At 37.8% G+C, this 25,824-nt stretch carries 29 protein-coding genes and 1 tRNA gene; 8 read left to right on the top strand and 22 right to left on the bottom strand.

The window, feature by feature from the left end:
• Window positions 1–22 precede the first annotated feature (22 nt).
• From GQR39_RS13605 to GQR39_RS13595, 3 genes are all read right to left on the bottom strand, one after another.
• Window positions 23–727 carry an NRDE family protein gene (locus GQR39_RS13605; protein ID WP_165735859.1) on the bottom strand — a complete coding sequence of 235 codons (705 nt, stop codon included), beginning with the start codon at window positions 725–727 and terminating at the stop codon, window positions 23–25.
• Between the two features lies 1 nt (window position 728).
• Complete coding sequence (locus GQR39_RS13600; RefSeq protein ID WP_024589710.1) at window positions 729–1,262, bottom strand: hypothetical protein; 534 nt, start codon at window positions 1,260–1,262, stop codon at window positions 729–731.
• Between the two features lie 473 nt (window positions 1,263–1,735).
• Entirely contained in the window at window positions 1,736–2,686 is a 951-nt protein-coding gene (locus tag GQR39_RS13595) for a hypothetical protein (RefSeq protein WP_165735858.1), read from the bottom strand.
• A gap of 120 nt (window positions 2,687–2,806) precedes the next feature.
• Here GQR39_RS13595 and GQR39_RS13590 point away from each other — a divergent pair, with 120 nt between their 5' ends.
• From GQR39_RS13590 to GQR39_RS13580, 3 genes are read left to right on the top strand one after another with little or no spacing between them, the layout of a single operon-like run.
• Entirely contained in the window at window positions 2,807–3,052 is a 246-nt protein-coding gene (locus GQR39_RS13590; RefSeq protein WP_165735857.1) for a helix-turn-helix domain-containing protein, read from the top strand.
• Window positions 3,053–3,068: 16 nt separating this feature from the next.
• On the top strand, window positions 3,069–4,190 hold the full coding sequence (locus GQR39_RS13585; RefSeq protein ID WP_165735856.1) for an AAA family ATPase: 1,122 nt from the start codon (window positions 3,069–3,071) through the stop codon (window positions 4,188–4,190).
• A gap of 57 nt (window positions 4,191–4,247) precedes the next feature.
• Window positions 4,248–4,544 (top strand): AcrF10 family anti-CRISPR protein, encoded by a 297-nt coding sequence (locus GQR39_RS13580; RefSeq protein WP_165735855.1) that lies wholly within the window; start codon window positions 4,248–4,250, stop codon window positions 4,542–4,544.
• A 194-nt stretch (window positions 4,545–4,738) separates the two neighbouring features.
• On the opposite strand, the gene GQR39_RS13575 is transcribed toward GQR39_RS13580, so the two are convergent.
• Genes GQR39_RS13575 through GQR39_RS13565 form a run of 3 tightly spaced genes read right to left on the bottom strand, consistent with a single transcriptional unit; the run spans window position 4,739 to window position 10,139 of the window.
• The gene (locus GQR39_RS13575; protein WP_165735854.1) at window positions 4,739–7,249 is read right to left on the bottom strand and encodes a DEAD/DEAH box helicase family protein; all 2,511 of its coding nucleotides are present in this window, start codon (window positions 7,247–7,249) and stop codon (window positions 4,739–4,741) included.
• Entirely contained in the window at window positions 7,249–8,673 is a 1,425-nt protein-coding gene (locus GQR39_RS13570) for a restriction endonuclease subunit S (protein WP_240918211.1), read from the bottom strand. Before GQR39_RS13570 ends, GQR39_RS13575 begins: the two co-directional genes overlap by 1 nt.
• Complete coding sequence (locus GQR39_RS13565) at window positions 8,673–10,139, bottom strand: N-6 DNA methylase (RefSeq protein ID WP_165735852.1); 1,467 nt, start codon at window positions 10,137–10,139, stop codon at window positions 8,673–8,675. Before GQR39_RS13565 ends, GQR39_RS13570 begins: the two co-directional genes overlap by 1 nt.
• Before the next feature lie 484 nt (window positions 10,140–10,623).
• On the opposite strand from GQR39_RS13565, the gene GQR39_RS13560 reads away from it, so the two are divergent.
• Both GQR39_RS13560 and GQR39_RS20425 read left to right on the top strand, forming a co-directional pair.
• On the top strand, window positions 10,624–11,652 hold the full coding sequence (locus tag GQR39_RS13560) for a hypothetical protein (RefSeq protein WP_165735851.1): 1,029 nt from the start codon (window positions 10,624–10,626) through the stop codon (window positions 11,650–11,652).
• The gene (locus GQR39_RS20425; protein WP_277344337.1) at window positions 11,636–11,767 is read left to right on the top strand and encodes a hypothetical protein; all 132 of its coding nucleotides are present in this window, start codon (window positions 11,636–11,638) and stop codon (window positions 11,765–11,767) included. Before GQR39_RS13560 ends, GQR39_RS20425 begins: the two co-directional genes overlap by 17 nt.
• Before the next feature lie 113 nt (window positions 11,768–11,880).
• On the opposite strand, the gene GQR39_RS13555 is transcribed toward GQR39_RS20425, so the two are convergent.
• The 4 genes from GQR39_RS13555 to GQR39_RS13540 form a co-directional block, all read right to left on the bottom strand.
• Entirely contained in the window at window positions 11,881–12,852 is a 972-nt protein-coding gene (locus GQR39_RS13555; protein ID WP_165735850.1) for a hypothetical protein, read from the bottom strand.
• Window positions 12,845–13,423: a hypothetical protein gene (locus tag GQR39_RS13550; RefSeq protein WP_165735849.1), complete on the bottom strand. Its 579-nt coding sequence runs from the start codon at window positions 13,421–13,423 to the stop codon at window positions 12,845–12,847. Before GQR39_RS13550 ends, GQR39_RS13555 begins: the two co-directional genes overlap by 8 nt.
• 307 nt (window positions 13,424–13,730) lie before the next feature.
• Window positions 13,731–14,753, bottom strand: a complete 1,023-nt coding sequence (locus tag GQR39_RS13545; protein WP_165735848.1) for a site-specific integrase — start codon at window positions 14,751–14,753, stop codon at window positions 13,731–13,733.
• A gap of 222 nt (window positions 14,754–14,975) precedes the next feature.
• Window positions 14,976–15,052, bottom strand: a tRNA-Arg gene (locus GQR39_RS13540).
• A 401-nt stretch (window positions 15,053–15,453) separates the two neighbouring features.
• On the opposite strand from GQR39_RS13540, the gene GQR39_RS13535 reads away from it, so the two are divergent.
• Complete coding sequence (locus GQR39_RS13535) at window positions 15,454–15,636, top strand: hypothetical protein (RefSeq protein WP_007587299.1); 183 nt, start codon at window positions 15,454–15,456, stop codon at window positions 15,634–15,636.
• A 3-nt stretch (window positions 15,637–15,639) separates the two neighbouring features.
• On the opposite strand, the gene GQR39_RS13530 is transcribed toward GQR39_RS13535, so the two are convergent.
• The 3 genes from GQR39_RS13530 to GQR39_RS13520 all read right to left on the bottom strand — a co-directional run bounded on the left by GQR39_RS13530 (window position 15,640) and on the right by GQR39_RS13520 (window position 17,520).
• Window positions 15,640–16,446 (bottom strand): phosphotransferase, encoded by an 807-nt coding sequence (locus tag GQR39_RS13530; protein ID WP_165735847.1) that lies wholly within the window; start codon window positions 16,444–16,446, stop codon window positions 15,640–15,642.
• A gap of 3 nt (window positions 16,447–16,449) precedes the next feature.
• Entirely contained in the window at window positions 16,450–17,067 is a 618-nt protein-coding gene (gene pnuC / locus GQR39_RS13525; RefSeq protein ID WP_007587303.1) for a nicotinamide riboside transporter PnuC, read from the bottom strand.
• 201 nt (window positions 17,068–17,268) lie between these two features.
• Window positions 17,269–17,520, bottom strand: coding sequence for a hypothetical protein (locus GQR39_RS13520; RefSeq protein ID WP_165735846.1), 252 nt, complete (start codon window positions 17,518–17,520; stop codon window positions 17,269–17,271).
• Between the two features lie 107 nt (window positions 17,521–17,627).
• Between GQR39_RS13520 and GQR39_RS13515 the strand changes: the two genes are divergently transcribed.
• Window positions 17,628–17,867, top strand: a complete 240-nt coding sequence (locus tag GQR39_RS13515; RefSeq protein ID WP_007587305.1) for a DUF2960 domain-containing protein — start codon at window positions 17,628–17,630, stop codon at window positions 17,865–17,867.
• Window positions 17,868–17,886: 19 nt separating this feature from the next.
• On the opposite strand, the gene alr is transcribed toward GQR39_RS13515, so the two are convergent.
• The 9 genes from alr to rpsF all read right to left on the bottom strand — a co-directional run bounded on the left by alr (window position 17,887) and on the right by rpsF (window position 24,108).
• Window positions 17,887–18,966 carry an alanine racemase gene (gene alr, locus GQR39_RS13510; RefSeq protein ID WP_007587306.1) on the bottom strand — a complete coding sequence of 360 codons (1,080 nt, stop codon included), beginning with the start codon at window positions 18,964–18,966 and terminating at the stop codon, window positions 17,887–17,889.
• Window positions 18,966–20,345 carry a replicative DNA helicase gene (dnaB, locus tag GQR39_RS13505; protein WP_007587308.1) on the bottom strand — a complete coding sequence of 460 codons (1,380 nt, stop codon included), beginning with the start codon at window positions 20,343–20,345 and terminating at the stop codon, window positions 18,966–18,968. The genes alr and dnaB overlap by 1 nt, the downstream gene beginning before the upstream one ends.
• Before the next feature lie 113 nt (window positions 20,346–20,458).
• Window positions 20,459–21,397: a DUF4097 family beta strand repeat-containing protein gene (locus GQR39_RS13500; RefSeq protein ID WP_165735845.1), complete on the bottom strand. Its 939-nt coding sequence runs from the start codon at window positions 21,395–21,397 to the stop codon at window positions 20,459–20,461.
• Between the two features lie 9 nt (window positions 21,398–21,406).
• The gene (locus GQR39_RS13495; RefSeq protein WP_165735844.1) at window positions 21,407–21,889 is read right to left on the bottom strand and encodes a hypothetical protein; all 483 of its coding nucleotides are present in this window, start codon (window positions 21,887–21,889) and stop codon (window positions 21,407–21,409) included.
• The gene (locus tag GQR39_RS13490; protein WP_165735843.1) at window positions 21,876–22,424 is read right to left on the bottom strand and encodes a sigma-70 family RNA polymerase sigma factor; all 549 of its coding nucleotides are present in this window, start codon (window positions 22,422–22,424) and stop codon (window positions 21,876–21,878) included. The genes GQR39_RS13495 and GQR39_RS13490 overlap by 14 nt, the downstream gene beginning before the upstream one ends.
• A 253-nt stretch (window positions 22,425–22,677) precedes the next feature.
• Complete coding sequence (gene rplI / locus GQR39_RS13485) at window positions 22,678–23,130, bottom strand: 50S ribosomal protein L9 (protein WP_002962755.1); 453 nt, start codon at window positions 23,128–23,130, stop codon at window positions 22,678–22,680.
• Window positions 23,131–23,165: 35 nt separating this feature from the next.
• Window positions 23,166–23,393, bottom strand: coding sequence for a 30S ribosomal protein S18 (gene rpsR, locus GQR39_RS13480; RefSeq protein WP_007378475.1), 228 nt, complete (start codon window positions 23,391–23,393; stop codon window positions 23,166–23,168).
• 12 nt (window positions 23,394–23,405) lie between these two features.
• The gene (gene priB / locus GQR39_RS13475; RefSeq protein ID WP_004588456.1) at window positions 23,406–23,723 is read right to left on the bottom strand and encodes a primosomal replication protein N; all 318 of its coding nucleotides are present in this window, start codon (window positions 23,721–23,723) and stop codon (window positions 23,406–23,408) included.
• A 43-nt stretch (window positions 23,724–23,766) separates the two neighbouring features.
• Window positions 23,767–24,108 (bottom strand): 30S ribosomal protein S6, encoded by a 342-nt coding sequence (gene rpsF, locus GQR39_RS13470; RefSeq protein ID WP_007378473.1) that lies wholly within the window; start codon window positions 24,106–24,108, stop codon window positions 23,767–23,769.
• A 376-nt stretch (window positions 24,109–24,484) separates the two neighbouring features.
• Between rpsF and GQR39_RS13465 the strand changes: the two genes are divergently transcribed.
• Window positions 24,485–25,684, top strand: coding sequence for an alpha/beta hydrolase-fold protein (locus GQR39_RS13465; RefSeq protein WP_165735842.1), 1,200 nt, complete (start codon window positions 24,485–24,487; stop codon window positions 25,682–25,684).
• Window positions 25,685–25,824: the final 140 nt, after the last annotated feature.

Genomic DNA, 25,824 nt, shown 5'->3' with positions numbered 1-25,824 from the left:
TAACAGCTATAAAAATATTTAGTTAAGCTGCAGCCACTTTTAAACAAGTAATGCTACTGATGAGCTGAGATTGCTTATCAAAATAATTAAAACGTATAGTGTTACCAACTTTAATATGGCTAATACTGACTGTCATTGCATCTTCTCTTTGCATATTTACACCATATTGACCCTGCTCGGCTTTGCTGTAATGAAATGCTAAAAACTGCTCACTTACAGGATATCTTAAGTCAATAAATTGCTTAAATTGTTGTTTACGCTTTTGTGTAACTGTTTCTAGCTCAACGCCAGATGACGTTGCAAGCGATTCAACTTGGCAATCGATTAATTGTTTTGAGTCCCATCGAACAAAAGCGATGTGACCATTATTTAGCGATAATTTATCCGGAAAAATACACAATTTAAAAGGCGCGTAACCCGATAAATCCATATTTTTTAATTGAGACAATGCAGGGGTATTATTGCTTAGTAAATGCGGAATTAAGAGGCCTCTGCTGTGCTTTACGGCAGTTATATCAAATGCACTTTGATAATCGTTTAATAAAGCTAATGTTTGCCCCCAATGCGATACACCAAGCCAAGTACCACCGCCTTGCGGATCGATAGGGTAAATTGCGTTATCTGTGTGCTTACTTGGGGCGATTGCCATTTCTCGCGTTTTTTGTTCATCACGATTAAAAAACAACTCGTAGCCATCATCAGTTAGGAAGTAACTTAAAGTGCACATATTAACTTTGCAGTGATTTTAATTGGCTTTGTTGGCTTTTTTCTCTCAAAAAAGTGGCTGTACTTGGTGCTAACCCAAAGTTCTGGTCGAATGATGCTTTTTGTGCAAAGGTAATTTGTGAAATCATCGCATAGTGATGTACTGCATGGCTTCCTACAAATATAAGCTCTCGTGCTAATGAGGTTGTTACAGTTTGTACATTTTTACTTTTAATTGATACTTCGCTTGAAAGTAACAGCGGTTTATTAAAATCATCTGTACTTAGCTGTTCAATCCACGATGCTATCTCTGCAATTTTTTTTATAGCTTCACAGGGGTTACTTTCAATATTACTGCCGCGTAGGCGACTATCGTAATCAATATTATTTATACCAAAGCCCGTCATTAAAGATTGGTAATGATCGATAATGTGGCGCATATGTGACCCAGCTGAACTAATGAAATTAGGAGCAACGATTTGCGAATAATCCTCTTTAGTTACACTTTCAAGATAAGCATGTCCTTGAGCGAGTATTTCTAACTGACTATTTAACATTGAATCGGTTTTCCTCATTTATAATTTCGTCGTATATGCATACATAACGTTAGATAACATTTTGAATAATGCAATTTTGCATTGTATAAATAACTAGAAAGCTGTTCTTACAATAAAATTTCAAAATTTATGCAGTAATACATTTTTAAATACAAAAGTAATTAATGAGAAGCTAGATAATATAGGGGGGAATATTAGTAGATGTAAAAGCAAATGGCGCTCTCGGTAGGGATCGAACCTACAACTCAGCCTCCGGAGGGCTAGTATATAGTCTATAATTAAAGTGTTATTCTCTTGTAGCCTAGGAACTTCGTTAACTTGGGCTAAATAGAGTTAACTTAAGCTAACTCTATTTAATTGCACCTGTGTCCCATTATTGTCCCTAGATTTTAAGAAGTCAAATATACAGCTATATCTAAGAGTACTGTATTTTACTAAATTAATTTATTAGAACAGAATCTTAGGGTATCAGCTCATAAATATTGATGAGCGACTTCATATGCTCTATAAAATAAATTTTTAATTCCAGCCTCTCCCTCTGTTAAGTCAGATAGCTCACCTTTCATTTCTACCTTTATAGATGAGTCTTTTTGCACTTCTACTGAAAAAATAGAATCAGGCAGGAATAACCAAAAATCTTTATCAATTAAAAACATTTTATTCAATAAAATCAAATACCTCTCATCGTAACAAATTTTAGATAAATAATTAATCTCATCAAAATATTTAGCTCTGAAAAAAGCGTGACTGATTATAATTGGAAACAGTTCTTTTAGCTCAAAGTATCTAGGCTTAAAAAGCTCTTCATCATTAAAGTCAGCTACTTTCACATTACTTCTATTTATTACATAAAGAGGTTCACGCCACTGGTTTTCAGGAAATAAATATTCAATTATCTCATCTAACAAATCAATTAAATCAACAATTGTATTAAAAGAAATACAATTCTTGAGGCGCAGATTATAAAGCTTTAAATCTTCATTATCACTTATTAACTCTTCAAATTTTGAATTAAACAACTCCAAAAGTTGAACCGCTATTAACTTAACAGTTAAAGACAAACTTTGAGCTTCTATAACTGAAAACAACCCTTTAGGTCCGTTTTTATAAGCTAATTGGCTGCCCGGTAAAATTTCTTCAACAAATATTACCGAATGGTCAGGGATTACCCTGCTGCCATTTTTATACTTCGAACCGTTATCATCAAAGTCTGAATCAAGGCTTGAATTAGTTGAGAGCTTATACAGCTGATCTCTCAAATCTGTCATAGTATAAATATTGTTAAGAGTAGAGTTTTCTTTAAGCCTATGCAGCTTCTCTAACCTCTTACTATCTATACGTTCTTTTAATTCAAGTTCAACCAACTGATCCCGAATAAACCAAAACCAATACTGTGTTCTTAATTTTCCAAGCACTTTGTACATATCATATCCACTGGCAAAAGTTAGGGCAAAATCACCTTAAATTATGCCCGATTAAATTTTTATTATTTCTGTAAAAATACATCTCATCGCAACACGTTAACTAAATACGAGATAAATAACATGGATAAATTACTCACAGCTGATGAATTAGCAATTTTTCTTCGCACAAGTAGAGCACAAATTTACAACACAATAAACAAAGGTGGAGATGGAACCGATATTCCACAAAGTATTCGAATTGGAAGAAAAAGGTTGTGGCCAAAATGTGCAATTGATGGATGGGTTGAACACAAGCTTTCTGAAATGAAAGATAAAACGCCAAAAGAAGTAATCATAACAGCAGAAAAAACCATTAATCGAATTTAGTAAAAGGATATTTATTATGAACCGTTTTGTGAGCAATGCTTTCAAAAAATTAATCTCTTCAAAAGAGTACAGTTTATGGACAAAAATCGTAAATTTAAGGAAAAGAATTAAAAGCCCACTGGCACTCTCTTTCGGTAGTCTAGGATGGAAAAATGGAACTGAATGGTTAATCGAAAGCTATGTTCCATGTCGTTCTGTCGGCTTTATCTTTGGTGACTCGCAAGATTTAAAATCTTTTTTGGTAGCACAGTGGGCCTTTAATCTTGCTACGGGAAAACCCTTTGGCGATCTTCGCGTAAATAAAGGACCTGTTGTCATTATATGCGCAGAGGGCTCAAACAGTTTTCCAAAAAGAATAAAAGCTATTGAAGATAAACATTGTATAAATGTTGAAGACAAAATAGTTACGGTCAATCGCCCTATTGCAATGTTAATTCAACGTGAAGTAGAAATGCTACACGATTTACTTAATGAATTAAAAAATACTTTAGGTGAAAGCCCAAAGCTACTAGTAATAGATACATTTTCACAATGTAGTGCTGGTATTGATGAAAATAACGCTGGGGATATCGCTAGGTATATAAACACTTGTAAAGAAATCTCTGAAAAACACAATATAACAGTGCTGAATATTCATCACAAAAATAAGGAAGGCAAATATAGGGGGAGCACCGCTTTATATGGGAACGTTGATTTCATAATGGAAACGAAAAGAGAAAAACGAAATTCACCTGACGCGGAGGAAAAAATTTCAACAAAGCTAACTTTAACTAAATCAAAAGACTCATCAACAAATGTGTCTCATATGCTCGACTTTAGTGAAAAATCTTTGGGTATAGAGGATAACTTTGGAAATACACTCACTACTTTAGTACTTGATGAAGTGATAAGTATTCAAAAAATGGGCAGTAGCTCGAGTAATTGTGCTAAAGACTTTATTATTTCTTCCTTGAAGGATTCAGATAAAGAGTATGTAGATCAATCTGATTTAAATGATGCATACAAATCTAAAATGCCAAGATTAGGCATCGGTACTGTAAAGAAAAATATCTCAGCCTCATGCAGAGAATTAATAAGCGAAGGTAAAATATTAGAGCAGAAATCTGGACGTAATAAAGCATACTCACTCATAACTTAATGAGTGAGTATGCTTTATTATTACACCAAAGATAAACTCAAAAAGGCGAAACTTAATATGACTAAATTCTACATTGAAAATGCACGTATCGAAACTATCACTGATTTTGACATGGTAACATTCGATCTTGTAACCAATAAAGGTACCATTGAGTTATCAGAGCACATCAACTACGATAACGATGGTGATTTTGAATCTATAGAAACAACGGATAGTAATATTTGTATTAATATGGAGAGTGAACTTTGTTCTGTATTTGATATGAGCGATAAATCTTCGCTAATGCCGTCTATTGATTATGTTCCGTTTCATGAAGTAATCGAAGCTGTTGAAAAATCACTACAATTAGATTGAGTCTGACTTTAGTACAGAAAATGCCTGTGCTATGGAAAAAATAGGCATTTTCATTTTTAGATTCACGTTAGATAAACGACTGAAAAATAAACTTCACTATTCGTATTCAGATTAAAATAATTACTTACTCTTACCCTTGCTTAAGCAAGGGTAAGAGTAAGTAATTATTTGTACACTTCTTTTTATAAATTTAACTACCTTGCATACAAATACTTCTGAAAACCAATAAATGTATCGCGTATCGCTGCCGGTGAGCCAAACTCAATCGCTGCATCATTAATGGTGTTGTATTTAAGTTCTACTAAACTACGCATTTTTTTTGGTGCCAGTTCTTGAACGCCATCTTCAATGTATTTACTTAATATAAAGTTAATAAACTCTTGTTGTTTATAATCGCTAAAGGCAGAGTTTATTTTAGGTTTTGCCTGTTGGGCTCGCTCGGTGCGTGTTTGCGCTTCTGCGGCATAGGCTACGTAAGACAATACATCGTATACATCGCTATCTTGTGCATCAATTACGGCTTTCATGCTATCGAGTTTTTCGCTATCGTAACCCGCTTCGGTTAAGTCTTCTAATAGCTTTTCGCGAGTGGTTGGGTCGCTCCATATTTCGCGTAGTTGATCTTCATTTTCAAAAAAGCGCGGTAGGTCGTCAAACATACGTTCAACAAATTCTTTTGCTGTAATGGGCTTGCCTTCAGCACTCCAATACATTGCCGAGGAAATATGCTTAATTTGTCGTGTACGGCCGTCTGAGAGCTTTATTTCTAGCTTTTCACATACACATGGCCTTTCGCCACATTTTTCACAGCTTTCAGGCTCTGGCTTTTCACAAACACATGGTTTTTGTTCACACACCTTGCACGGTTTCTTTTCACCGGCACCATCGCCGCCAGGGTCTTCACATTGGCACGGCGTTGTGCCGCACTCTGGGCATACTTCGCTGGGTATTGGCTCGCCATCCCAAGCAGGGTCGGCAAAATTATGGTGCGCTTTTACAAAATCGTAAATGGTAAAATAGTCTTTGCCATCATATGTGCGGGTGCCTCGGCCAATGATCTGCTTAAACTCAATCATATTGTTACAAGGTCGCATAAGCACAATATTGCGTACGTTACGTGCATCCACACCTGTAGAGAGTTTGCGTGATGTAGTTAAAATTGTCGGAATGGTTTTTTCGTTATCACAAAAGGTTTTTAGGTCGTTTTCACCCGCTACACCGTCGTTAGCGGTAACACGAACACAATAGTTAGTGTTGGTAGTCCAGCCCTTTTTAACTGCGTACTGATTAATAAAATCGCGCACCATACCGGCATGAACTTGTGTTGCACAAAACACGATGGTTTTTTCTTTCGGATTAAAGCGATCCATCCAATAGTGCACACGGCGCTCTTCGCGCTTAGGTATGGTAATAATGCGGTTAAAGTCACTTTCTTTATACAGCTTACCAGGCTCAGGATCGCCTTTTACAATAACTCCATCACCCTTTATATAAGTGTACTCATCCATAGTGCCAACAATGGGTAGCACTTTAAATGGCGTTAAAAAGCCGTCGTTAATACCTTCTTTTAGGGTATAGCTGTAAACAGGCTCGCCAAAGTAACCATAGGTATCGGCATTATCGGTGCGTTTGGGTGTTGCGGTTAAACCTAGTTGTACAGCGGGGGCAAAGTGTTTAAGAATATCGCGCCAGGCACTTTCATCATTCGCGCCACCACGGTGACACTCATCAATAATAATTAAATCAAAAAAATCAGCTGGGTATTGTTCGTAATACGGGTTTTCTGTCTTTTTGACTGGCGCATTTTCATCCTCTTCTGTTGTGGCTTCTTTTAATTCAGTTTTAGGCCCACACATTAGCGTATGAAAAATAGTAAAAAACACACTCGCATTTTTAGGAACGCCGCCTCGTTTGCGAATGCCTTCAGGGGTGATCCGCACAATGGCATCTTCTCCAAACGGACCGAAATCATTAAACGCCTGATTGGCTAGAATATTACGGTCAGCCAAAAATAAAATACGCGGGCGTTTTTTAGCAAGGCTAATATCTTTTTGCGCGGTTAAACTCCAACGGGTTTGAAACAACTTCCATGCGGTTTGAAAGCCAATACAGGTTTTACCCGTACCAGTAGCAAGCGTTAACAGAATTCGTGGTTCGCCCTGAGCAATGGCTTCAAGGGCATTGTGAATGGCGTTTTCTTGATAATAACGGGGTGCCCAATCGCCTTTGGCTTCAAAGGGAATGGTAGAAAACGTATCACGCCAAGCGGTTGTGTAATCCGCTTCAGGTTTATCACCTTGTTGTTCAAAGGTTAAATCCCAAAGCGCTTGTGGTGACAGGTATCCATCTACCAGCGTCTCAATGCCGGTGAGCATATCAATCTGGTAAATCTCGTGACCGTTGGTGGCATACGCAATACGGCATTGCAGACGCTTTGCGTAGTCTTTGGCTTGGCGCACACCTTCGCTATAAGTTAAGCTTTCTTTTTTTGCTTCTACGGCGGCAAGCTTACGGCCTTTATATACCAGCACATAATCACAAGGCACTTTATTAGCGCGTTTGCCACCCGCCATAATTTGGCCTGGGCAAATAAGCTCGCGGCGAATAAAGCTGTTATCAACTTCACCCCAACCCGCAGCAACTAACTTAGGATCAATTAAATCCGCTCTAGTGTCGGCTTCGTTACGCGTCCTTGCTTGTGACATTAGGCCACTGCTCCTTTGTTTTTATCGCCCTCAAGCGTTTTCGTTAACTCACCTGAAAAGGCTTTTTGTAGGATGGATTTTTTGAGTTCGTCTAAAGCTAATACTTTTTGTTCATATATAGCTTCAACCTGTTGAATTTCAGCTGATAACCGTTCAAGAATTAAAACAATTTCACTTTGCTCTTCTATAGGAGGCAACGGAAAAGGAAATGTTTTTATCTGAGTCATATTTAAGAAAGGCTGAGCAGCCTTACTCGCAAGAGCCATAAATTTCTTAATATTTAAATTTAAAAAACAGCATAAATACTGATTAAGTACAATTTGGCCAACTCTTATTCTTGTAATGCCTGTTGTAGAAAGCATTCCATAGGAAAAATCTTCAGGAACTACACAAGACTCACCTGTCCCAGCACCTACTTTTGAAAATAAAACATCACCTGGCAAAACATTGTGTCTAGTAAACTGCTGATATTTATCTTCATCTACATACTTTAAATCATAATTTTTAAACATAAACGGCTTTACATTAACCATTCTTAATACTGGGACGCCAGTCTCTAAGTAATCTGTCTTGGTATTAATTGACGAGCCAAAAGGGCCATCAACAAATGGGTAGTTGGTAGCATTCCCAATTTCGCCTAAACAACACCATGCCCAGCTTTCTGGTAAGTCAAAAGAAACTTTCTCTTTACAAAGCTCAGGTAATGCCTTTTCCCTTGATATTTTCTTCTCGTTTACGAGTTCTTTCTTTTTTGCCTTTAACTGTTTCAACAAGTCACTTGCTGTTACTACCGTTTGATTAGCTTCTCGCCATACACTAGTTAACTTCCCGGTAATAGCATCATGATATGCAACGTTCATTAACTCGCGAGCGTTTTTGAGGTTTTGCTCGGTCTTGGCGCGGGCTTGTTCTATATCGGAAAAAGCTTGGTCGAGAATAGTGACTATGCGTTTTTGTTCGAGGATAGGAGGAACAACAATCTCAATTTCCTTTAACTTTGCTTTATTAAGAGTTTTACCTTTAACCTTAATATCACTTCCAGCAGCAGCATCCCAATCAAAAAAAGTTAAATACCAAGAAAGGTAATTCTGATCAATTTTTTGTTTATCATGAATATAAAGAGCTGCTATTGCTTCATTTGTATATAAATCACGACCAGTAACCGCAAGTCTACCAAGCGATAACTTGAAGCTTACAATAAGCGTTCCTTTAGGCACTATCTTACAGAGTTCAGCACCTGCATTAGATATATACTCTTTGCTATCTAGCATTATGGACTTGTCAGATAGCGGTAAATCTGCAATTGAAAGCCAGATATTATTGTTAACCTTGCTTTCATCCCAATAGTTTTTATTAGAACGAGATGGGGTTTTACCCAGTTCAATTCGACAAAGCTCTCCTAACTTGACTATCTCCCACACCATCACAACAACTCCTGAATCTTACCGAGAATAGCTTCGCTCTCTTTATCCAGCGCGATGATTTCTTCTATGATGGCTTGTGGTTCACGCAGTGGCGCTGCCTCGCGCGTGTTCGGATTTTTAACCGATAAATCCCATGTTGCATCATTTAGTTCAGACGTTGCCAATGACCAAGACTTAACACTGTCCTCAAAGCCTTTTTGTAACTCGATAAATTCTTTTAAGTCGTTGTCGTTGAGCGGGTTGGTTTTACCCAAGCTGCGGCCAGGGTCTAGCTGGTAGAACCATGTTTTCTGGGTTGGCTCGCCTTTAGTGAAAAACAATACGACGGTTTTTACCCCAGCACCTAAAAAGGTTTTTGCAGGACAGTCGAGTACGGTATGTAAGTTACAGTTTTCTAATAGCTCCTTACGTAAGGCAATAGCAGCATTATCGGTATTGGATAAGAAGGTGTTTTTAATAACAATAGCGGCGCGGCCACCTGGCTTGAGCATTTTGATAAAGTGCTGCAAAAACAAAAAGGCAGTTTCACCGGTCTTAATCGGGAAGTTTTGCTGAACTTCTTTACGCTCTTTGCCACCAAACGGCGGGTTAGCTAATACAATATCGTGCTGGTTGCTTGGAGTAATGTCTTGTAAGTTTTCGCCCAGTGTATTGGTGTGAATAACGTTAGGTGCTTCAATGCCATGTAGAATCATGTTCATAATGGCGATAACGTACGCTAACGACTTTTTCTCTTTGGCGTAAAAGGTGTTTTGTTGCAGGGTTTTTAAGTCGCTGGTTGAAAGCTGCTTATTGCTTGCACCACCTTGGCGAAGGTAATCGTAGGCTTCACACAAGAAGCCTGCCGAGCCTGCGGCACCATCGTATATCGTTTCGCCAATGTGTGGCTGTAATACGTCTATCATGGCGCGGATCAATGGACGTGGTGTGTAATATTCGCCACCGTTGCGACCAGCGTTGCCCATGTTTTTAATTTTCACTTCGTACAGGTGTGAAAGCTCATGTTTTTCTTCTTGTGAGCGAAAACGTAATTCGTCTACTTTTTCGAGCGCATCACGCAGTGAGTAGCCACTTTGAATTTTATTTTTGATCTCGGTAAAGATTTCACCAATTTTGTATTCAATAGTGTCTGGGCTTTTAGCGCGTAACTTAAAACCTTTAAGGTAAGGAAATAACTCGCCATCGACAAAATCCATTAAGTCGCTACCGGTTAAGGCCTTGTCGTGATCAAACTCACCATTAGCGGTTTTAGGCGCAGCCCACGAACTCCAACGGTACTCTGCATCAATAATATATTGGTAGTCTTCTGCCATTAACTCGGCTTCTTGAGACTTGGTAAACTCTAAATCATCAAGGTATTTTAAAAATAACATCCACGATGATTGCTCGGTATAGTCTAGTTCACTAGAGCAGCCTGCGTCTTTGTAAAAAATATCGTCGATGTTTTTAAAGGTTTGTTCAAACATTATTGTTTTATCCCTGCATAGGCTGTAAAGCCTATTTAAATGTTTATATAATTATTTTAGCCACTTACTATTTAATACGTTAAAGGCTTTAAGTGGTATTTAGTATTCTCATCCATGCTTGAGCAACATAATCTAGTACATTACTGTATTTAAAGCGGTTAAGCCAAAAAGAAAATTACCATTAAAGTCAATAAGTAAAGCGTTGTATCGATTATATTTGAAGTAAAGGATAATAACACTTTATAAGTACAAACCAAATGTACTGAGTGAAAGTTGAGTTTTATACCTAATTCACTATTTAATTAAGCCAAATTATCGCGACGCACTAAATCGTTTAGATATTAATGGACTAAACATATACATTAATTAAGAAATTTCAGCTATTATAGTTCCTTACAAATTTTAATTTGTCACTTTTAAAAAGGTCGAAGCTTACGATTTTCATCGTAACTTATTACAATAAATAAATAGAGTTAGTTCAAAGATGAAAGTTGTTCTGTTTTCAGGGGCTGGTCTTTCTGCCCCATCTAAGCTTCCTATATATGATGATATTAAAGAAGATCCTCGCTATAGTAGGTTTTTTTCTGGAACCGAAGCTGAAGCTAAACTCATTGAAGACCAACTAGCCCAAGAGTTTTCTGAGTTTAAACCTAATCAATGCCATAAAGAATGTATTAAGCTTCAAAACTTTTGCGAGGCAATAGGTATTGAGTTTCAACATTACACACTAAATATTGACGATATGCTTGAGAAATCAGGTGGTGATGTAAAACATATTTATGGTTGTATTAATGATCCTGGGAGTATATTGCATTACAGGTTTGAACCGGCTATAGATCTAAGTACTATTGAGTGGTTCGAAGATGATATTCTCATGATATTGGGAGTAAGTGACAACGGTTATCCATTAGCTTATCTTGAAAATCTAGTTCTTTCAAAAGGTGGGAATGTATACCATTTTAATAAAGTTTTCAGAAGTGACCTTCAAGCCGCACAATTTACTGGTGATATGCTAGAGACGTTTTCAGTATTACGTGCTGCAATATTGATTCCTATTGAATTTCAAACTATCCCTCTTGGTGATTATAATGCTCATATTTCTTCATTTTCAGTAGGTGATAGTAAATATGAAGTGTACTTTTCACCATCCAAAGAGTTCTATACATGTCCTGATGAAATAAAAATAATTGAAGAACATACGTCAGAAAAGTTTGATGATTTAACATTCGAAATAAAATTTGATCTCGAATCCAATAGGATACAAGAAAAGCAATATGATCGACCAAAAGAAAATATGAGTTATGGGGAGTTGAAGTTGCTTGGAGTTGTAATTGCGAGTACAATCCATGCTCACGGTCGCTATTTCAACAGCAATATGTACACGGCCAGTGCAGCATATCCAAAACTAGTTAAGTTTTATAATCGGATTGCAAATGAGTATTCTACTAGTCTAGAATGTAATTGTTGGTGTGAGTTTGGTCCAAAAAGGGTGAGTTATGCGTTCAAGTTCTGACAATGAAGTAATGAAACGAAAAGTAGAAGGTATGCGTCGTTTATCTCAAGCATATACAGCTGCACTTAAAAGCGGAACAATTCAAAAAGTTGTTTCACGTGCAAAAAGTGCATAAAATATACTCTTTAGTTAAATAAGAATTATATTCTATAAAATAACAAGCGCTCTAATACTTATATGGATTGCAATTTTGTGATCCATTCAACTAATTTCTTAAAATTAGTTTTACTACCTTTTGAAACTCTGTGGTTTATACGAGCTTGCCACCTTCCTAGAAATAAAGCTTAGTGTTCTTTTACAGCGCTTTTTAATTGCCAACTCAAGCTCATCGGCCATATTAGTAAGATTGCTAATTTTACTTTCTAACCAATTCTTTTTGGTTTCTTGTATCTGAATTTCATTTGAGAGCTGATCTGACTTATGTTTTTGTGAGGTTAACTGGCTTTCAAGCTCTTGATTACGACTATTAAGTACTTCGACTGTTTGCGTCATTTCATTGAGCTTTTCTTTTACAAATTTCTCTTTTTGTAGATGTTTACGCCCAGTAACATTTTTTGACTCCCCGCGTTCAAAGCCAAGTGGTTTAAATGTATTAGCAACAATATCTTGCATCTTTTCAAAATTTGGATTGAGCTGATTAGTTCTTGATTTTGAGTTTTTCCCTTTTGCCATTAGATGACGCAGGGGAGCTACTTTGTTTTTAAAGTCGTAGTTAAAAAAGGATACATGGGCATGAATGTTACGAACAAAGCGCCCTCCTTCATAACGTCCTTCATCAAGGTGTAAATCAATTCCTATTGGCTCAAAGCCAAACTCCTTTTTTATTTGAACTGCGTATTTACGTAAGTAATTAACTAAAAGCTTCTTCGCTTCACTTTTTCCGTATTTTTTCTCAATTTTAATGTATTGGCACTCAGTTAGTATAACAATATGTTCAAACAACAAATTGAAATCTTTTCGAGCTTTTTTACCCGTAACCTCCTTATAACGAGCGCATGCTTTATTAAGAGCCTCAGCGCCGTTCTTACAGCCTTTTGCATACAAACCGACGTTGTTATGGCTAAATTTAGGGTTTACGTTTGCTGAGCATGTAAACCCGTTCCTGTTCGCATTTGAGTGATCTAAAATACTGTATGCTTTATCAACTTTGTAATAGTGAGTACGAACAGCCGCAAAAGCTCTCTGCTTTTGTCTATTCATTCTCAATGTGCCTCATCTCAAACGATGTACACTTCTCATAATGCTCAGTAGATCTTGGAACGTCAGCTAAGCAATTAGTAAATTTATTATTACAGTAATTACCATCACCAATAAACTGACCATTTTCGCATAAAGCACATGTTGATATTAATTTAAAAGAATGACAAACATAAACTAATTCATTTAAATCTAGTTCTACGCTTTCATCAATCCACAACTTTGAGCAGATTAAAATAGCTCTCATTTTTAGCGTAGGTATTACCATTTTATTTAAATGAAATATCCATTTTTCAATCAATTTAGTTTTATTTTCTGAGTTTTTATCAAGATAGACTTTATCTTTTTCAAATTGTTCATGTATTACGCGTGATTGATTTAACTCATGATGCTTAAATAAATACTCATCTTTTTCAGCATCTGTAAATTTGATGTATTCATTACTTTTCTCGTCATATAAAGAAGTAATGTAAGATAAAACTTCGATAGAACCCTTATCTATCAAAAGTTTTCTCAACCCTATTTCTGTGATTTTCAAACGAAAACTTTCATCGTTTATTGTGCTATTTATCATAAATATCTCCTTACCCTCACTACATATATATCACAGGATCCATTTTCGTTACTTTTTTAGCTGTACTTTTTTTGCATAGCAAAAGCCCACCGCGCAGCGCCTATGCACATAGGTTTTAGTGGGTTAAAATTTTGAAAAGATTCTGTAGTTAATAAGTTTAAAGAGATATGTGATATAAAATACATCATTTTTAATTACTAAAAGACGGAAGGCGTTACAACAGTATTTAGGTATGTTGAAGAATATCTGATTGTATAGTTGTGATTACCAGTTATCAGACTTGGTAATCACTCGGTTATAATATGTATTACATCAGTTTCTTAACCAAATCTGTCGCTCTAAGGTGTGTATAGCGCTTTAAGCTCGCTAAATCTTTATGCCCAGTAATAGCTGAGACTTCCATCATTTGCAGACCCTTTTCGAACAAGCGGCTTGTTGCCTCATGCCGAAGATCATGAAACCTAAAGTCATCAATTCCTGCTCGCTCAGCAACTTTGTTAAAAGCATGTCCTACCGAATCACTTAAAATATCAAAAATAGGTCCATTTAGCTTTCTTGGTTGTTTTAAAATAATTTCTTTGGCTCGTCGCGATAAGGGTACAACTCTACTTTCACCATTTTTTGTATCTTTTAAAAAAAGAGTGGACTCTTTTGCATTAAACCCTTCCCAGCAAATACAGCAATAACCTAATTTCTCAAGTTCTTGCCTATTTCGCGCATTAGCCATTTCACCACGTCGCATACCGGTTTCGATCGCAAGAATAATAATGTCATGGATAATACCTTGATACTTTTTAGCATGTGAAAGTAATCGCTCTTCTTCGCCAGTATTTAAGCGTCTATCTCTCGGCTTGCCTTTGGGGGGGAGCAAAACTGAAGTTACGGGGTTACCATTTGGTAAGTAGATTTGCCACTCATTCATTGCATACTTAAACATACGTCCTATCAGCGCCATCTCTTTTCTTACCGTGTCGCCTTTCGCCTTTTCAAGTCGATAAGCTTTGTATTCACGTATGGTATGTACAGTTACATCGAGCAAACTTAATCCATCAAAAACTCGCTTTAGTCTATTAATCATACAACGAATAGTTTTAGCTGATTTTTTTTCCGTAAGTTCCTCTGTCCAGTAATCTTCAAGCGCATCCGACATTTTCTTCTGTTCAGCTAAGCTTGTTGACTTAAAAGTAGATTTATCCATATCAGACTCAATATCTCGAGCCCACTTTGCAGCTTCATTTTTTGTGACAAACGTTTTTGATTGCGCAGGATATCCCTTACGCCTAATTTTTGCTTGCCACTTACCATTTTCACGCTTTTTAATAGTTGCCATTTATAACCCCCAAACCAACCGAGTAGACCAATACTGAGAATCATCGCAAAAATAAGAAGGGAATACTGGGGCAAAAAAAGTTGGAAATTTGCCCAAACAATTAATAAAAACTTGTGTTGGGGGCATTAATTTTGAATAAAACATAGAATGTCCATAATGATGACAATATAAGACTCTCAATATTGAGTGTCCCTAAACTGTCCCAAGGACTATAAGAGAAGATGGCCCGCCCGAGAGGATTCGAACCTCTGGCCTCACCCTCCGGAGGGGTGCGCTCTATCCAGCTGAGCTACGGGCGGCCAATAAAAATAATGACTAAAAAGTTAAGGGGTACTAACTTTTAGTTGTAACGTGAACTTACAAAAATGTATTGTAAGCCCACTATTACTGTACTCCCGCTTTCTTATAGCTCTCCTTCCGGAGGGCCACGTGATATCCATTTCACCACGAGAGCACATTTGTTGCCGCCACACCAACTCGCGATATCAGTGCTTTAGCATCAGCAATGATAAAGAGATCTTTAAATAAATACCAGTAACATCAGCTTATATGCTTATTAATTAAACTCTTTTAAATAAAACACTTCACAATGGCTTAAAAACACGCTATTTATTCTTATTGAATAGGAAACAGTAACGGTTTAGTAACATTGAAACTATGATTGTCGCTGTGCGGATGGATTTAATACGAGGAAATAATGATGAGTTTAATGTCTACTGAGCAAGTTGCTGAGTTTTTAGGTGTAAAAGTAGAGCGTGTAAAACGTCTCTCTAGAGAAAGTTTATTAATTGCTAAATCAGAAGATGAAAATGGCGAACCACAATTTGATACAGCCGAAGTAACAAAATACAAAGAGCTCGCCGAGCGCTTTGGTGGTCTTTAACATCTATAAAAAAGTATTATTAACGAGTTTAGTTAGCTGCGCGCGTAACATTACAGATTTACTAGTTATGCTGCGCTCTTCATACCAGCCAATACATAACACTAAAAAAAACAGCTTATAGTAATTCAGCTTATCCATTGAAGGATTAAACGTTTTTGTTTTATCGATACTATTTTTATAGTTATTTAACAATGCACTTTCACTGCTCTCATTAATATTAAAGCTCACTGCAAGGGCTGCCAAATCAAAATACACATCATTAGTTTGTGCATATTCAAAGTCAATTAAATACATGCCTGAAGCATTTACAATAATGTTATCTTTTACTAAGTCGTTATGACAAAAGCCTGCATTAAATGACATAGCTGCAACGGCTTTGAGTGCCTTCTCTATTTGAGGTTTATATTGCGTATAGACGTCGGTGCTTTGATAAAAATGAAGCTCTTTAGCTATATCCATTGGCGCGGTAGACACTTTGTAATTGTGCACTTGAGCAAGTTTATTAATAAAGCTAAGCGTTATATCCGATTGCGCGCTCTTGCCTTCAATATAATTAAATACCGCACGACCGTTTTCTTTATCAAGCCAAATAGGCGCAGGACATATATTAAAGTCACTTAAAAAGCGCTGCGCTTCAAGGCCGTCACTTGGCCAATGGCTTTTATAACACTTTAACAAATACCCTTGTTGCTCGGTACGTATTAAAAAATTATCGTTACTAAAGCCATTAAGTAATCGCTCGCTTGAAACAATGCTTGTAGGCTCTATAAACGCACTACACATTTTTACTAACTGAGTATGGGCAATCATTGATTAAAGCTGTGCTAGAGGCTTAGCTTGGCTTTGTTCGTACTCTTCGTACCAGGTTTTAAAGCCCCACGCTGCCATAATGGTATAAAATATAAAGAGTGCTAGCGTTGGGTAATAGCCTTTTTCGTAATATAAATACATAGAAGCGGCATCTATTACAATCCAGTACAGCCAGTTTTCGAGGACTTTTTTAGCCACTAAGTAAGTAGTTACTACGGCAAAACATGTTGTAAAACTATCAAGATAAGCAAAATCGGCATGAGTATAATTTTGCATAACGTAACCAATAACTATTGCAGCTACGGTTGTTAAACTAATTAAAACAGCATGACGGTTTATCGACCACGATGTAATATTTAAATTTGCAGCTTTGCCTTTACGCCATACAACCCAGCCAAATACAGCCATATACATATAATAAAAATTAAGTAACGACTCCATAAGTAATGCGCCATTCCAGTACATTATTGTATAAATGAGCGTGCTAAAAAATGCCGCAGGCCAACACCATAAGCTTTCTTTTATTGCTAATAATAAATAAGCCATCGACAACCCTACCGCAATATACTCCCAATGCGACATTGCTGTAAAACCACTTAAGGTTTGTGTTAAAAAGTCCATATTATGCAATTACCGTTTAGTTGTGCCGATTGTTATACCAATCTGCTTATATACGGGGTCTATTTAACGTTAAGAAAATTACGCTAGAACTAGGCAAAAATTTTTGTATCTAGTTGTTCTAAATAAAAAATTTTTAATGACGTTATAGTGCAATTTAATTCGTTAAATTGATCAAATATTTATGCAGGTTGGTATTATAGGTTATTCAGGCGATAAGTCGCCAGAGAGAAACTTACATACAAAAATAGCTTTACCAAATTCTTCATATGAACGTCTAATTTCGGTATTTAACACCTGCATTACTAAATCGTAATCACCAAAAATTTGCGTTGATAACGTGTTAGTAATCACTTTTAAATCATCGTATTCGTTTAATCTGTCAATAAAGCCCTGAATAAACGGGATATAATCTTGGTGAAGTGGGTATTTACTGATCTCTACTGATAATTTCATTTTTGACTCTTTATTTTAATTACCGATTACAACAAGTCATTCAATGCTAGAGCCGTTATTAAATACAGTGTAAAATCGCTGCAACACTCAATTGAAATGAGCTTAAAATGGCACGTAGAATAACCTACAAATATAAAAACGAACCGCGCGAGATTAATTTCGCTAAAGATAAATACCACGACATGTATCAAGCAATTGCTGCCGCCGAAGGTATTGATCTAACTAATTACTTAAGCATGGTACAGCAAATAGAAATGACCTCAAAAGGGTCTGCTTCTGTTCGTAACTTTCGCGACCAAGAATTTGCCCGTATGGGCTTTAGCGACGTTTACTTTATAAAAGAGTAAATACCGCTTTATAGCTGTATTAACGCTGATACTCATAACTTACGCGCGGTGTAATATTACATAATAGCTCGTAAGGGATAGTATCAGCGCATAATGCTATTTCTTCAACTGGTAGCTCAGGGCCCCACATAGTGACTCTGTCGCCCACTTTAATATTGTGCTCATTAGCACCTATATCTACGCTAATCATATCCATAGCAACACTGCCAACAATACCATAACGCTGCTTACCAATTATTACTGGTGTGCCCTCTTTAGCATGCCGAGGATAACCATCGCCATAACCCATAGCCACAACAGCTAACTTGGTTGGTTTATCGCTTTTCCAACGTCCGCCATACCCTACCGCCTCATTGGCTGGTACATTACGCACTGCAATTACGCGCGTAGTTAAGCGCATAACTGGTTTTAATTTATGTTGTTGCCCAATACTATTTGCCATTGGCGATACGCCATATAGCATAAGCCCAGGGCGTACCCAATCACCATGGCCGCTTGGCCACGCGATAATACCAGCAGAATTTGATAAACAATGTGCTTGGTCAATGCCATTCACTAAGTTATCAAATAACGTGATTTGTTGAACCGTTTTGGCATTATCAACATCATCAGCACACGAAAAATGGGTCATTAAATTAACGGTATTTTTGGCGTTAGGTGTTTTTTGTAAGCGGTTATAAAACTCTTCAAACTGCTCTGGCGCAATACCTAGTCGATGCATACCTGTATTTACTTTTAACCAGCATGTTATTGGCGCATCGAGCTTTGCTTTTTCAAGCGCGGCTAATTGGTATTCGTCATGAATAATAGTTTGAAAGTTATTAGCGAGTAAAATAGGTAAGTCGGCTTTGTTAAAAAAGCCTTCTAGTAAAACTATTGGCTTTGTTAAGCCCCCAGCTCGAAGGGCAAGCCCTTCATCTATACGCGCCACAGCAAATGCGTCAGCATTATTTAAATGCTGCGCAATCGTTACTAAACCATGCCCGTAAGCATTTGCTTTTAGCACCGCCATTACTTTGCTGTTAGGTGCAAAGCACTTAACTTGCGCTAAATTATGCGCAAGTGCAGCTAAATTAATTTCAGCAGTGGCTAAGCGCATTAGTAATCGTCATCTACCGCTGGTCCCGCGTAATTATCAAAGCGAGAAAATTGACCTTGGAATGTTAAACGCACTTTACCAATTGGGCCGTTACGTTGTTTACCTATGATAATTTCGGCAATACCTTTGTCAGTACTGTCTTCGTTATAAACTTCATCACGGTAAATAAACATGATTAAATCGGCATCCTGCTCTATCGACCCTGACTCACGTAAATCTGAGTTAATAGGACGTTTATCGGCACGTTGCTCTAGCGTACGGTTAAGCTGCGAAAGCGCAACAACCGGACATTTTAGCTCTTTTGCTAGTGCTTTAAGTGAACGTGAAATTTCAGCAATTTCGAGCGTTCGGTTATCAGCAAGGCTTGGTACACGCATTAACTGCAAGTAATCGACCATGATCATACTAATACCACCATGGTCGCGGGCTATACGCCTTGCACGTGAACGCACATCGGTAGGTGTTAAGCCCGACGCATCATCAACGTACATTTTACCTTTTTCCATCAACAAGCCCATTGTTGATGAAAGTCGTGCCCAATCGTCATCATCTAATTGACCAGTACGTACCTTAGTTTGGTTTATACGGCCAAGAGACGCTAACATCCTCATCATAATTTGTTCTGAAGGCATCTCTAGAGAGTAAATTAATACTGGTTTGTCTTGAGTCATTGCGGCATGTTCTGCAAGGTTCATCGCAAAAGTGGTTTTACCCATTGATGGACGCGCTGCAACAATAATTAAGTCAGATGGCTGTAAGCCCGTCGTCATTTTATCTAGATCGGCATAACCTGTACTTACACCCGTAACACCATCTTGTGGTGATTGATAAAGCTCTTCTATTTTATCAACGGTTTTTTCAAGGATGCTATGAATGCTTTGCGGGCCTTCATTATTTTTTGTTCGTTGCTCAGCTATTTTAAACACTTTGCTTTCGGCAAAATCGAGTAAGTCGTGACTGGTACGCCCTTCGGTGTTAAAACCCGCTTCTGCAATTTCGTTCGCTACGCCAATCATTTCACGTACAACAGCACGTTCGCGTACAATACTTGCGTAAGCGTCAATGTTAGCAGCACTTGGCGTGTTTTTAGCTATTTCTGCTAAATAAGCAAAGCCACCAATTCCTGCCAGTTTATTATTTTTTTCTAAACTTTCAGAAATAGTGATTAAATCTATCGGATCGCCAATCTCAGCAAGTGCCGTCATCGCCTCAAAAATTAACTTGTGCGTGCGGGTATAAAAATCCTGTGATACAACAAGCTCCGCTACGCGGTCAAAAGCTTGGTTATCAAGCATTAAGCCACCTAAAACAGATTGTTCAGCTTCTATTGAATGGGGAGGAACTTTAAGTGTATCGACTTGCTTATCTGGTTTGGCCATAACTTCACAGTAGTAAAATTGAATGGCTCTATTCTATCGACTTGAAGGGGCTGTGCAAATAGAAAAGCAGGAAATCTTTTCCTGCTTTTTGTAATCGTGAAAGTGAATGAGCGTTATTTAATACGAAGCTCTATGCGTCCACTAATTGTATCCATTTCAACATTAGCATTACCGCCATTAATGCTAAATTCTAAATCACTGGCTGGGCCGTATTTAGCTTTACTGACTTTATCGCTAGTAACTTTATTAATGATTTTGCCATTAGCGTGCGCTTTAATTTCAAAATTTGCAGATACGCTGTCAGGAAAGTAAAAATCACCATCGCCACTTACCGATTCAAAACGTACATCACCGCCTTTTAAAAGCTCTTTAATATGTACTTCGGCTTCGCCATTCACCGTGTTAATACGTAAGTTTTTAATTGACGATAGCGTAAAATCTATATCGCCATTTACATTTTCAAGGCGCACATCATTGGCGCTTGAGGTTGATTTAATATCGCCATTAACAGCGCTAAAACGTAGTTCACCACTTGATTTTCTATCGTTAATTTCGCCATTTACGGTTTCAAATTGAATATTACCACTTAGGTTTTCTGCATTTACATCACCATTTACGGTGGTGAGCTTAATGTTGCCAGTAATATCATCTACCGTAATTTCGCCATTAACCACGTCAACTTCAGCGCCATTTTTTAGCTCTTTCGCAGTCACCGATACATTAACGCCAGCAAACTCTAAACTACTGCTTTTAGGCATAAATATGGTTAAGCTTGAGCCATCGCCATTATTACCCCAATTTGATTTACGTGGCATTTTTACAATAAACTGAGTTTTATCACCATTTGTTTTAAGCTCATAACCCTCGGCTTTGTCATCAAGCTCGCCAGATACTTTAAATTCGTTTTTATCCCAGCCTGTAATATGTATATCACCGCGTTGGTTTTCAATAAAAATAGTGCCGCCACTTGGTACGTCTATTTGCTTATCTATTTTTTCACCCGCTAATACCGCCAACGGAAATAAGCTCAGTCCTAATAAAATCGCTTTCATGTCGTACTCCTAAATGTGCTGCCAACGTGGCGCATGCACCTTGTTAATTAAATCAAGTTGTTGTTGATATATTTGCGCTAACATTGTTAGTAGCGCTTGGTTTTGTGGCTCATTTTTAAGAACTTGCTTTATTGCTTGCTCTGCGTTTTCAAGCTCTTGTAGCTGCGTTTGCCAGTTAGTGGTCAATGCTTCTTTATTTTCATATTCAACCAACAAACTGTTTTTTTGCGCCGAAAAGTAATCACTTATAGCCACTACGGGTTGTGGCTCGGGCGCTATAACAAATAGATTTACAGCAATTAAAGCAGCTAATGTGCAGGCAGCTATTGCTGTTAGTTTTGGCCAAATAGCAGTGCCTTTTAGGTCCTGCTTATTACTAACCATTGCTCGCTCAATCCCTGCCCACAGGTCTTTTTGTGGCATAATGTCTTTATCAAGCGTATTTAATGATTTGTTTAAGTAGTCGTCAAAATTTGGTTTATTCATTTTCATACCACTCTTGTAATAACTGCCTAGCACGATGATATTGCGATTTACTTGACCCAACAGCCATACCTAATTGATCGGCTATTTCCTCGTGCCTATAACCTTCGATTGCAAACAACACAAACACCATGCGTGCGCGCTCAGGAAGCCTTACTATTAATTTATCGAGACCATTTAAGCCTTTGCAGTCATTAGCTGATTGCTCATCCATACCGCAGTGTTCAATGCTCACTACTTTTTGCAGCCAATTTTTTTGCTTGCGTAAGTAACTAATTGCTACATTACTGGCAACGCTGTAAAGCCAAGTAGAAAACTGCGAGCGACCGTCAAATTGCGCTATTTTACGCCATACCTGTACAAACACTTCTTGGGCTGCATCTTCAGCATGCGCTTGGTCCGCTAATAAGCGTAAACATAAACCGTAGACTCGTTTTATATGTAACTCATAAAGCGTTGTGTATGCGACTTGATCACCTGATTTAACACGCTCAATGAGTTTAGCTTCGCATAAAGGCGTTGGTTCGGGTTTAACGTGTAACATCCGTGATGTCGCCTTTAAATTGTTATTATTGAGTTAGTGTATTGATAAGTTAGACGTAATAACAGTTCGAAAAGGTTTAAAGGGAATTAAAAAATAATTGAATAAAAAAGAGGGTTGTACGAGGTTGTATTTAACTGTGCCCTTAACTAGCAACTAACTGTGCCCTTAACTAGTAACTAATAAACGAAGTTAGCCAAATTACAGACACAAAAAAGCCGTGCTAATAGCACGGCTTTTGTCGCTTAATTAAAAATTAAGCTTCAGCGATTACGATTACTTTAATAGTAGCCGTTACGTCTGAGTGAACTGAAATTGATACGTCAAATTCACCTGTCTCACGGATAGTACCTAGAGGCAAACGAACTTCTGACTTAGCAACTTCAACACCAACAGCTGAGATAGCGTCAGCGATGTCACGAGTACCGATTGAACCGAATAACTTACCTTCGTCACCAGCTTTAGATACTAATGTAACTTCTGCTAATGCTTCTAGTTTTTCAGCGCGTGCTTGTGCAGCAACTAACTGTTCAGCGATTTTCGCTTCAAGTTCTGCACGACGAGCGTCAAACGTTTCAATGTTAGCTTTAGTCGCAGGAACTGCCTTACCTTGAGGGAAAAGGAAGTTACGTGCGAAACCAGATTTAACTACAACCTGTTCACCTAGGCTACCTAGGTTAGCGATCTTATCTAGTAGAATAACTTGCATGTTTCTACACCTTTTAAAAACTGTTAATCCGCTGCTTACTTATGTAAGTCAGTGTATGGAAGAAGGGCTAAGTAGCGAGCACGCTTAATAGCAGTTGCTAGCTGGCGCTGAAATTTAGCGCTAGTACCTGTGATACGGCTAGGTACGATTTTGCCACTTTCTGTAACATAGTTTCTAAGAGTAGCTAGATCTTTGTAATCGATTTGTTTTACGCCTTCCGCTTTAAAGCGGCAGAACTTACGACGTCTGAAATAACGTGCCATGAGATTAATTCCTCAAATAATTCTTTCTATATGCTGAGCATGCAAAACCAATTGGCTAAGGCCGTTACGACCTTCGTGGCGATTTAAAAAACCACTCACTTGCAATGCCTGCCCAACGTGCAAATGTTGAGTCTGTTGTTGCATTTGCTTTCCACTGGCAACTACCTGAAGCCTCACGTAACTATTACGGTTAAGGTCTGCTTCGGTTTGCATCGATTTATGTTCTACAACAAAAATACAATGCGGGATGCCAGCAGGGCTTTGGCTAAACTTGGGAGTTTTACAAACTACCCCAGATATAACCAGCTGATTCATATATGGGCTAACCATTATAGTAACTGCTGATTACATGCCATGCTAGGACTCAAAACAATTAAGCAGCTGGTGCTTCTTTCTTCTCTTCTCTTGCAAGAGGAGACGCTTCAGTTTCAGCAGTTTTAGTGCGGATAACTAAGTTACGAAGCACTGCATCGTTGTAGCGGAAAGTAGTTTCTAGCTCGCTGATTACTTCAGTTGGTGCTTCAACGTTCATAAGAACATAGTGAGCTTTATGAAGCTTGTTAATTGGGTAAGCCAATTGACGACGGCCCCAATCTTCAAGACGGTGGATAACACCACCAGCTTCAGTGATAGAACCAGTATAACGTTCGATCATACCAGCAACTTGCTCACTCTGATCTGGGTGAACCATGAATACGATTTCGTAATGACGCATGGATATTCCTTACGGTTAATAGAGCCTTCTACCGTTTCGGCCGGTCGGTTTAAGGCAAGGAATTAATAGTTTAAAAGCCGAAATGAGCGCGCATTTTACGCTTAGACGGATAATTAAGCAAGCAGGTTTTTAAGCTTTTATAGATAAGTGTTTAAAGGTAAACATTTCGAGCTTCGCTCGTCGCGTCAGCAAGCTGTACGCCTACCGCAAAAGTTAAGCACCGAGTGTAATCTCTCTTGTAGAAGCCGAGCTTACTCGCCTGAAAAGCGATAGCTTTTAATTGCTCAAGCTTTATGTTTACCCCGAAAATATAAACATTTACTCAAGCTTAAAGCCGTGCAATTATTAAGCAATACATTATTAAATAAGGATATTTATGAAGCTCTTACTATCGCTTGTATTAATACTTACTTTTAGCACGCCGCTTTTAAGCCACGCAAAAACCAATACAACTGACATAACCGTTGGTAAAAAAGTCATTCTGCAATCAAAAATACTTAACGAAGACAGGCCCATTAAAATTTTCATACCTGACACTGTAAAAGACGATCAGCCGCTTTATGTTATTTATTTACTTGATGGTGTTGAGCACTTTCATACGGTGTCTGGTGTTATTAAATCCCTTGTTGATTACGAGCAGATACCTAACGCAATGCTCGTTGGTATTGATACAACTAACCGTGTTCGCGATTATTTACCAAAAGTAGAAGGCGAGCCTAAAACAGAGTTTCAAACTTTTGTTAAAAACAAATGGCCTGACGCAGGACAAACCGACAAGTTTTTAAAGTTTGTGTCTGATGAACTCATGCCTTATATAAACAGTAATTACTCAACTAACGGCTACAACACCTTAATTGGCCACTCTAATGCAGGTACTTTGGCGCTTTATACTTTAGTTAATCAGCCTGAGTTATTTAATAACTATATAGCTATAAGCCCAAACAGTTGGTGGAGTGATGAGGAATTAAAAAATAATATTATAAAATACACTAAAAACCCTAAAGGTGATCAGTCGTTATTTATTAGTGTAGCAAGCGAAGGAGCACGCTTTTATACAGGCGTATTAAATACTTTGGTAAATTTAGAACAACAAACGCCCTCGCAGCTTAAATGGGAATATAAACATTACCCCGCTTTTACTCATATGGGCACTATACTACCAGCGCTTAGCGATAGCCTAATTCACTTATTTAGCGACCTAATATTTAAGGTTACTGACGAGCACGGAAAGTTTGCTGATGTATCGCTCATTACAGGTTATTACCAAGCACTTAGTGATAAGTACGGGTTTGAGCTTAAAATTCCACAAGATGTATACGTAGAGTTTGCTCATAGCCAGCAAAAGTTTGGTAATACAGCTAAAGCTATTACCACGCTTAAACACTTTACTACCCATTACCCAAATGCAACTTATTCTCACATGCGTTTATCGCAAGGCTATACTGCTAACAAACAGTTTAAAGAAGCCGTTACCAGCATGAAACACGCACTCGAGCTTGCAAAAGAAAACAAAAAAGACCCGCTGTTAATTGATGCGCTCAAAGATATGGTGAATGAAGCACAAAAGAATTTGTAACTGATTTAACGCAAAGCGCTTTTTAACTAACGATAGTAATTACGAGCTACGCTCGTCGCGTCAGCAAGCTAAACGCCTACAGGTAAAATTAAGCTCAGTGTTAAACTTTGCATGTAGACGCCGAACTTGCTCGCGTGAAA

Origin of the sequence: Pseudoalteromonas sp. C8 (genome assembly GCF_011378685.1) — a bacterium.
GTDB classification, from domain to species: Bacteria; Pseudomonadota; Gammaproteobacteria; order Enterobacterales; family Alteromonadaceae; genus Pseudoalteromonas; species Pseudoalteromonas arctica.
The sequence above is the reverse complement of the archived record's forward strand: the minus strand, read 5'-3'. Positions and strand labels throughout refer to the sequence as shown.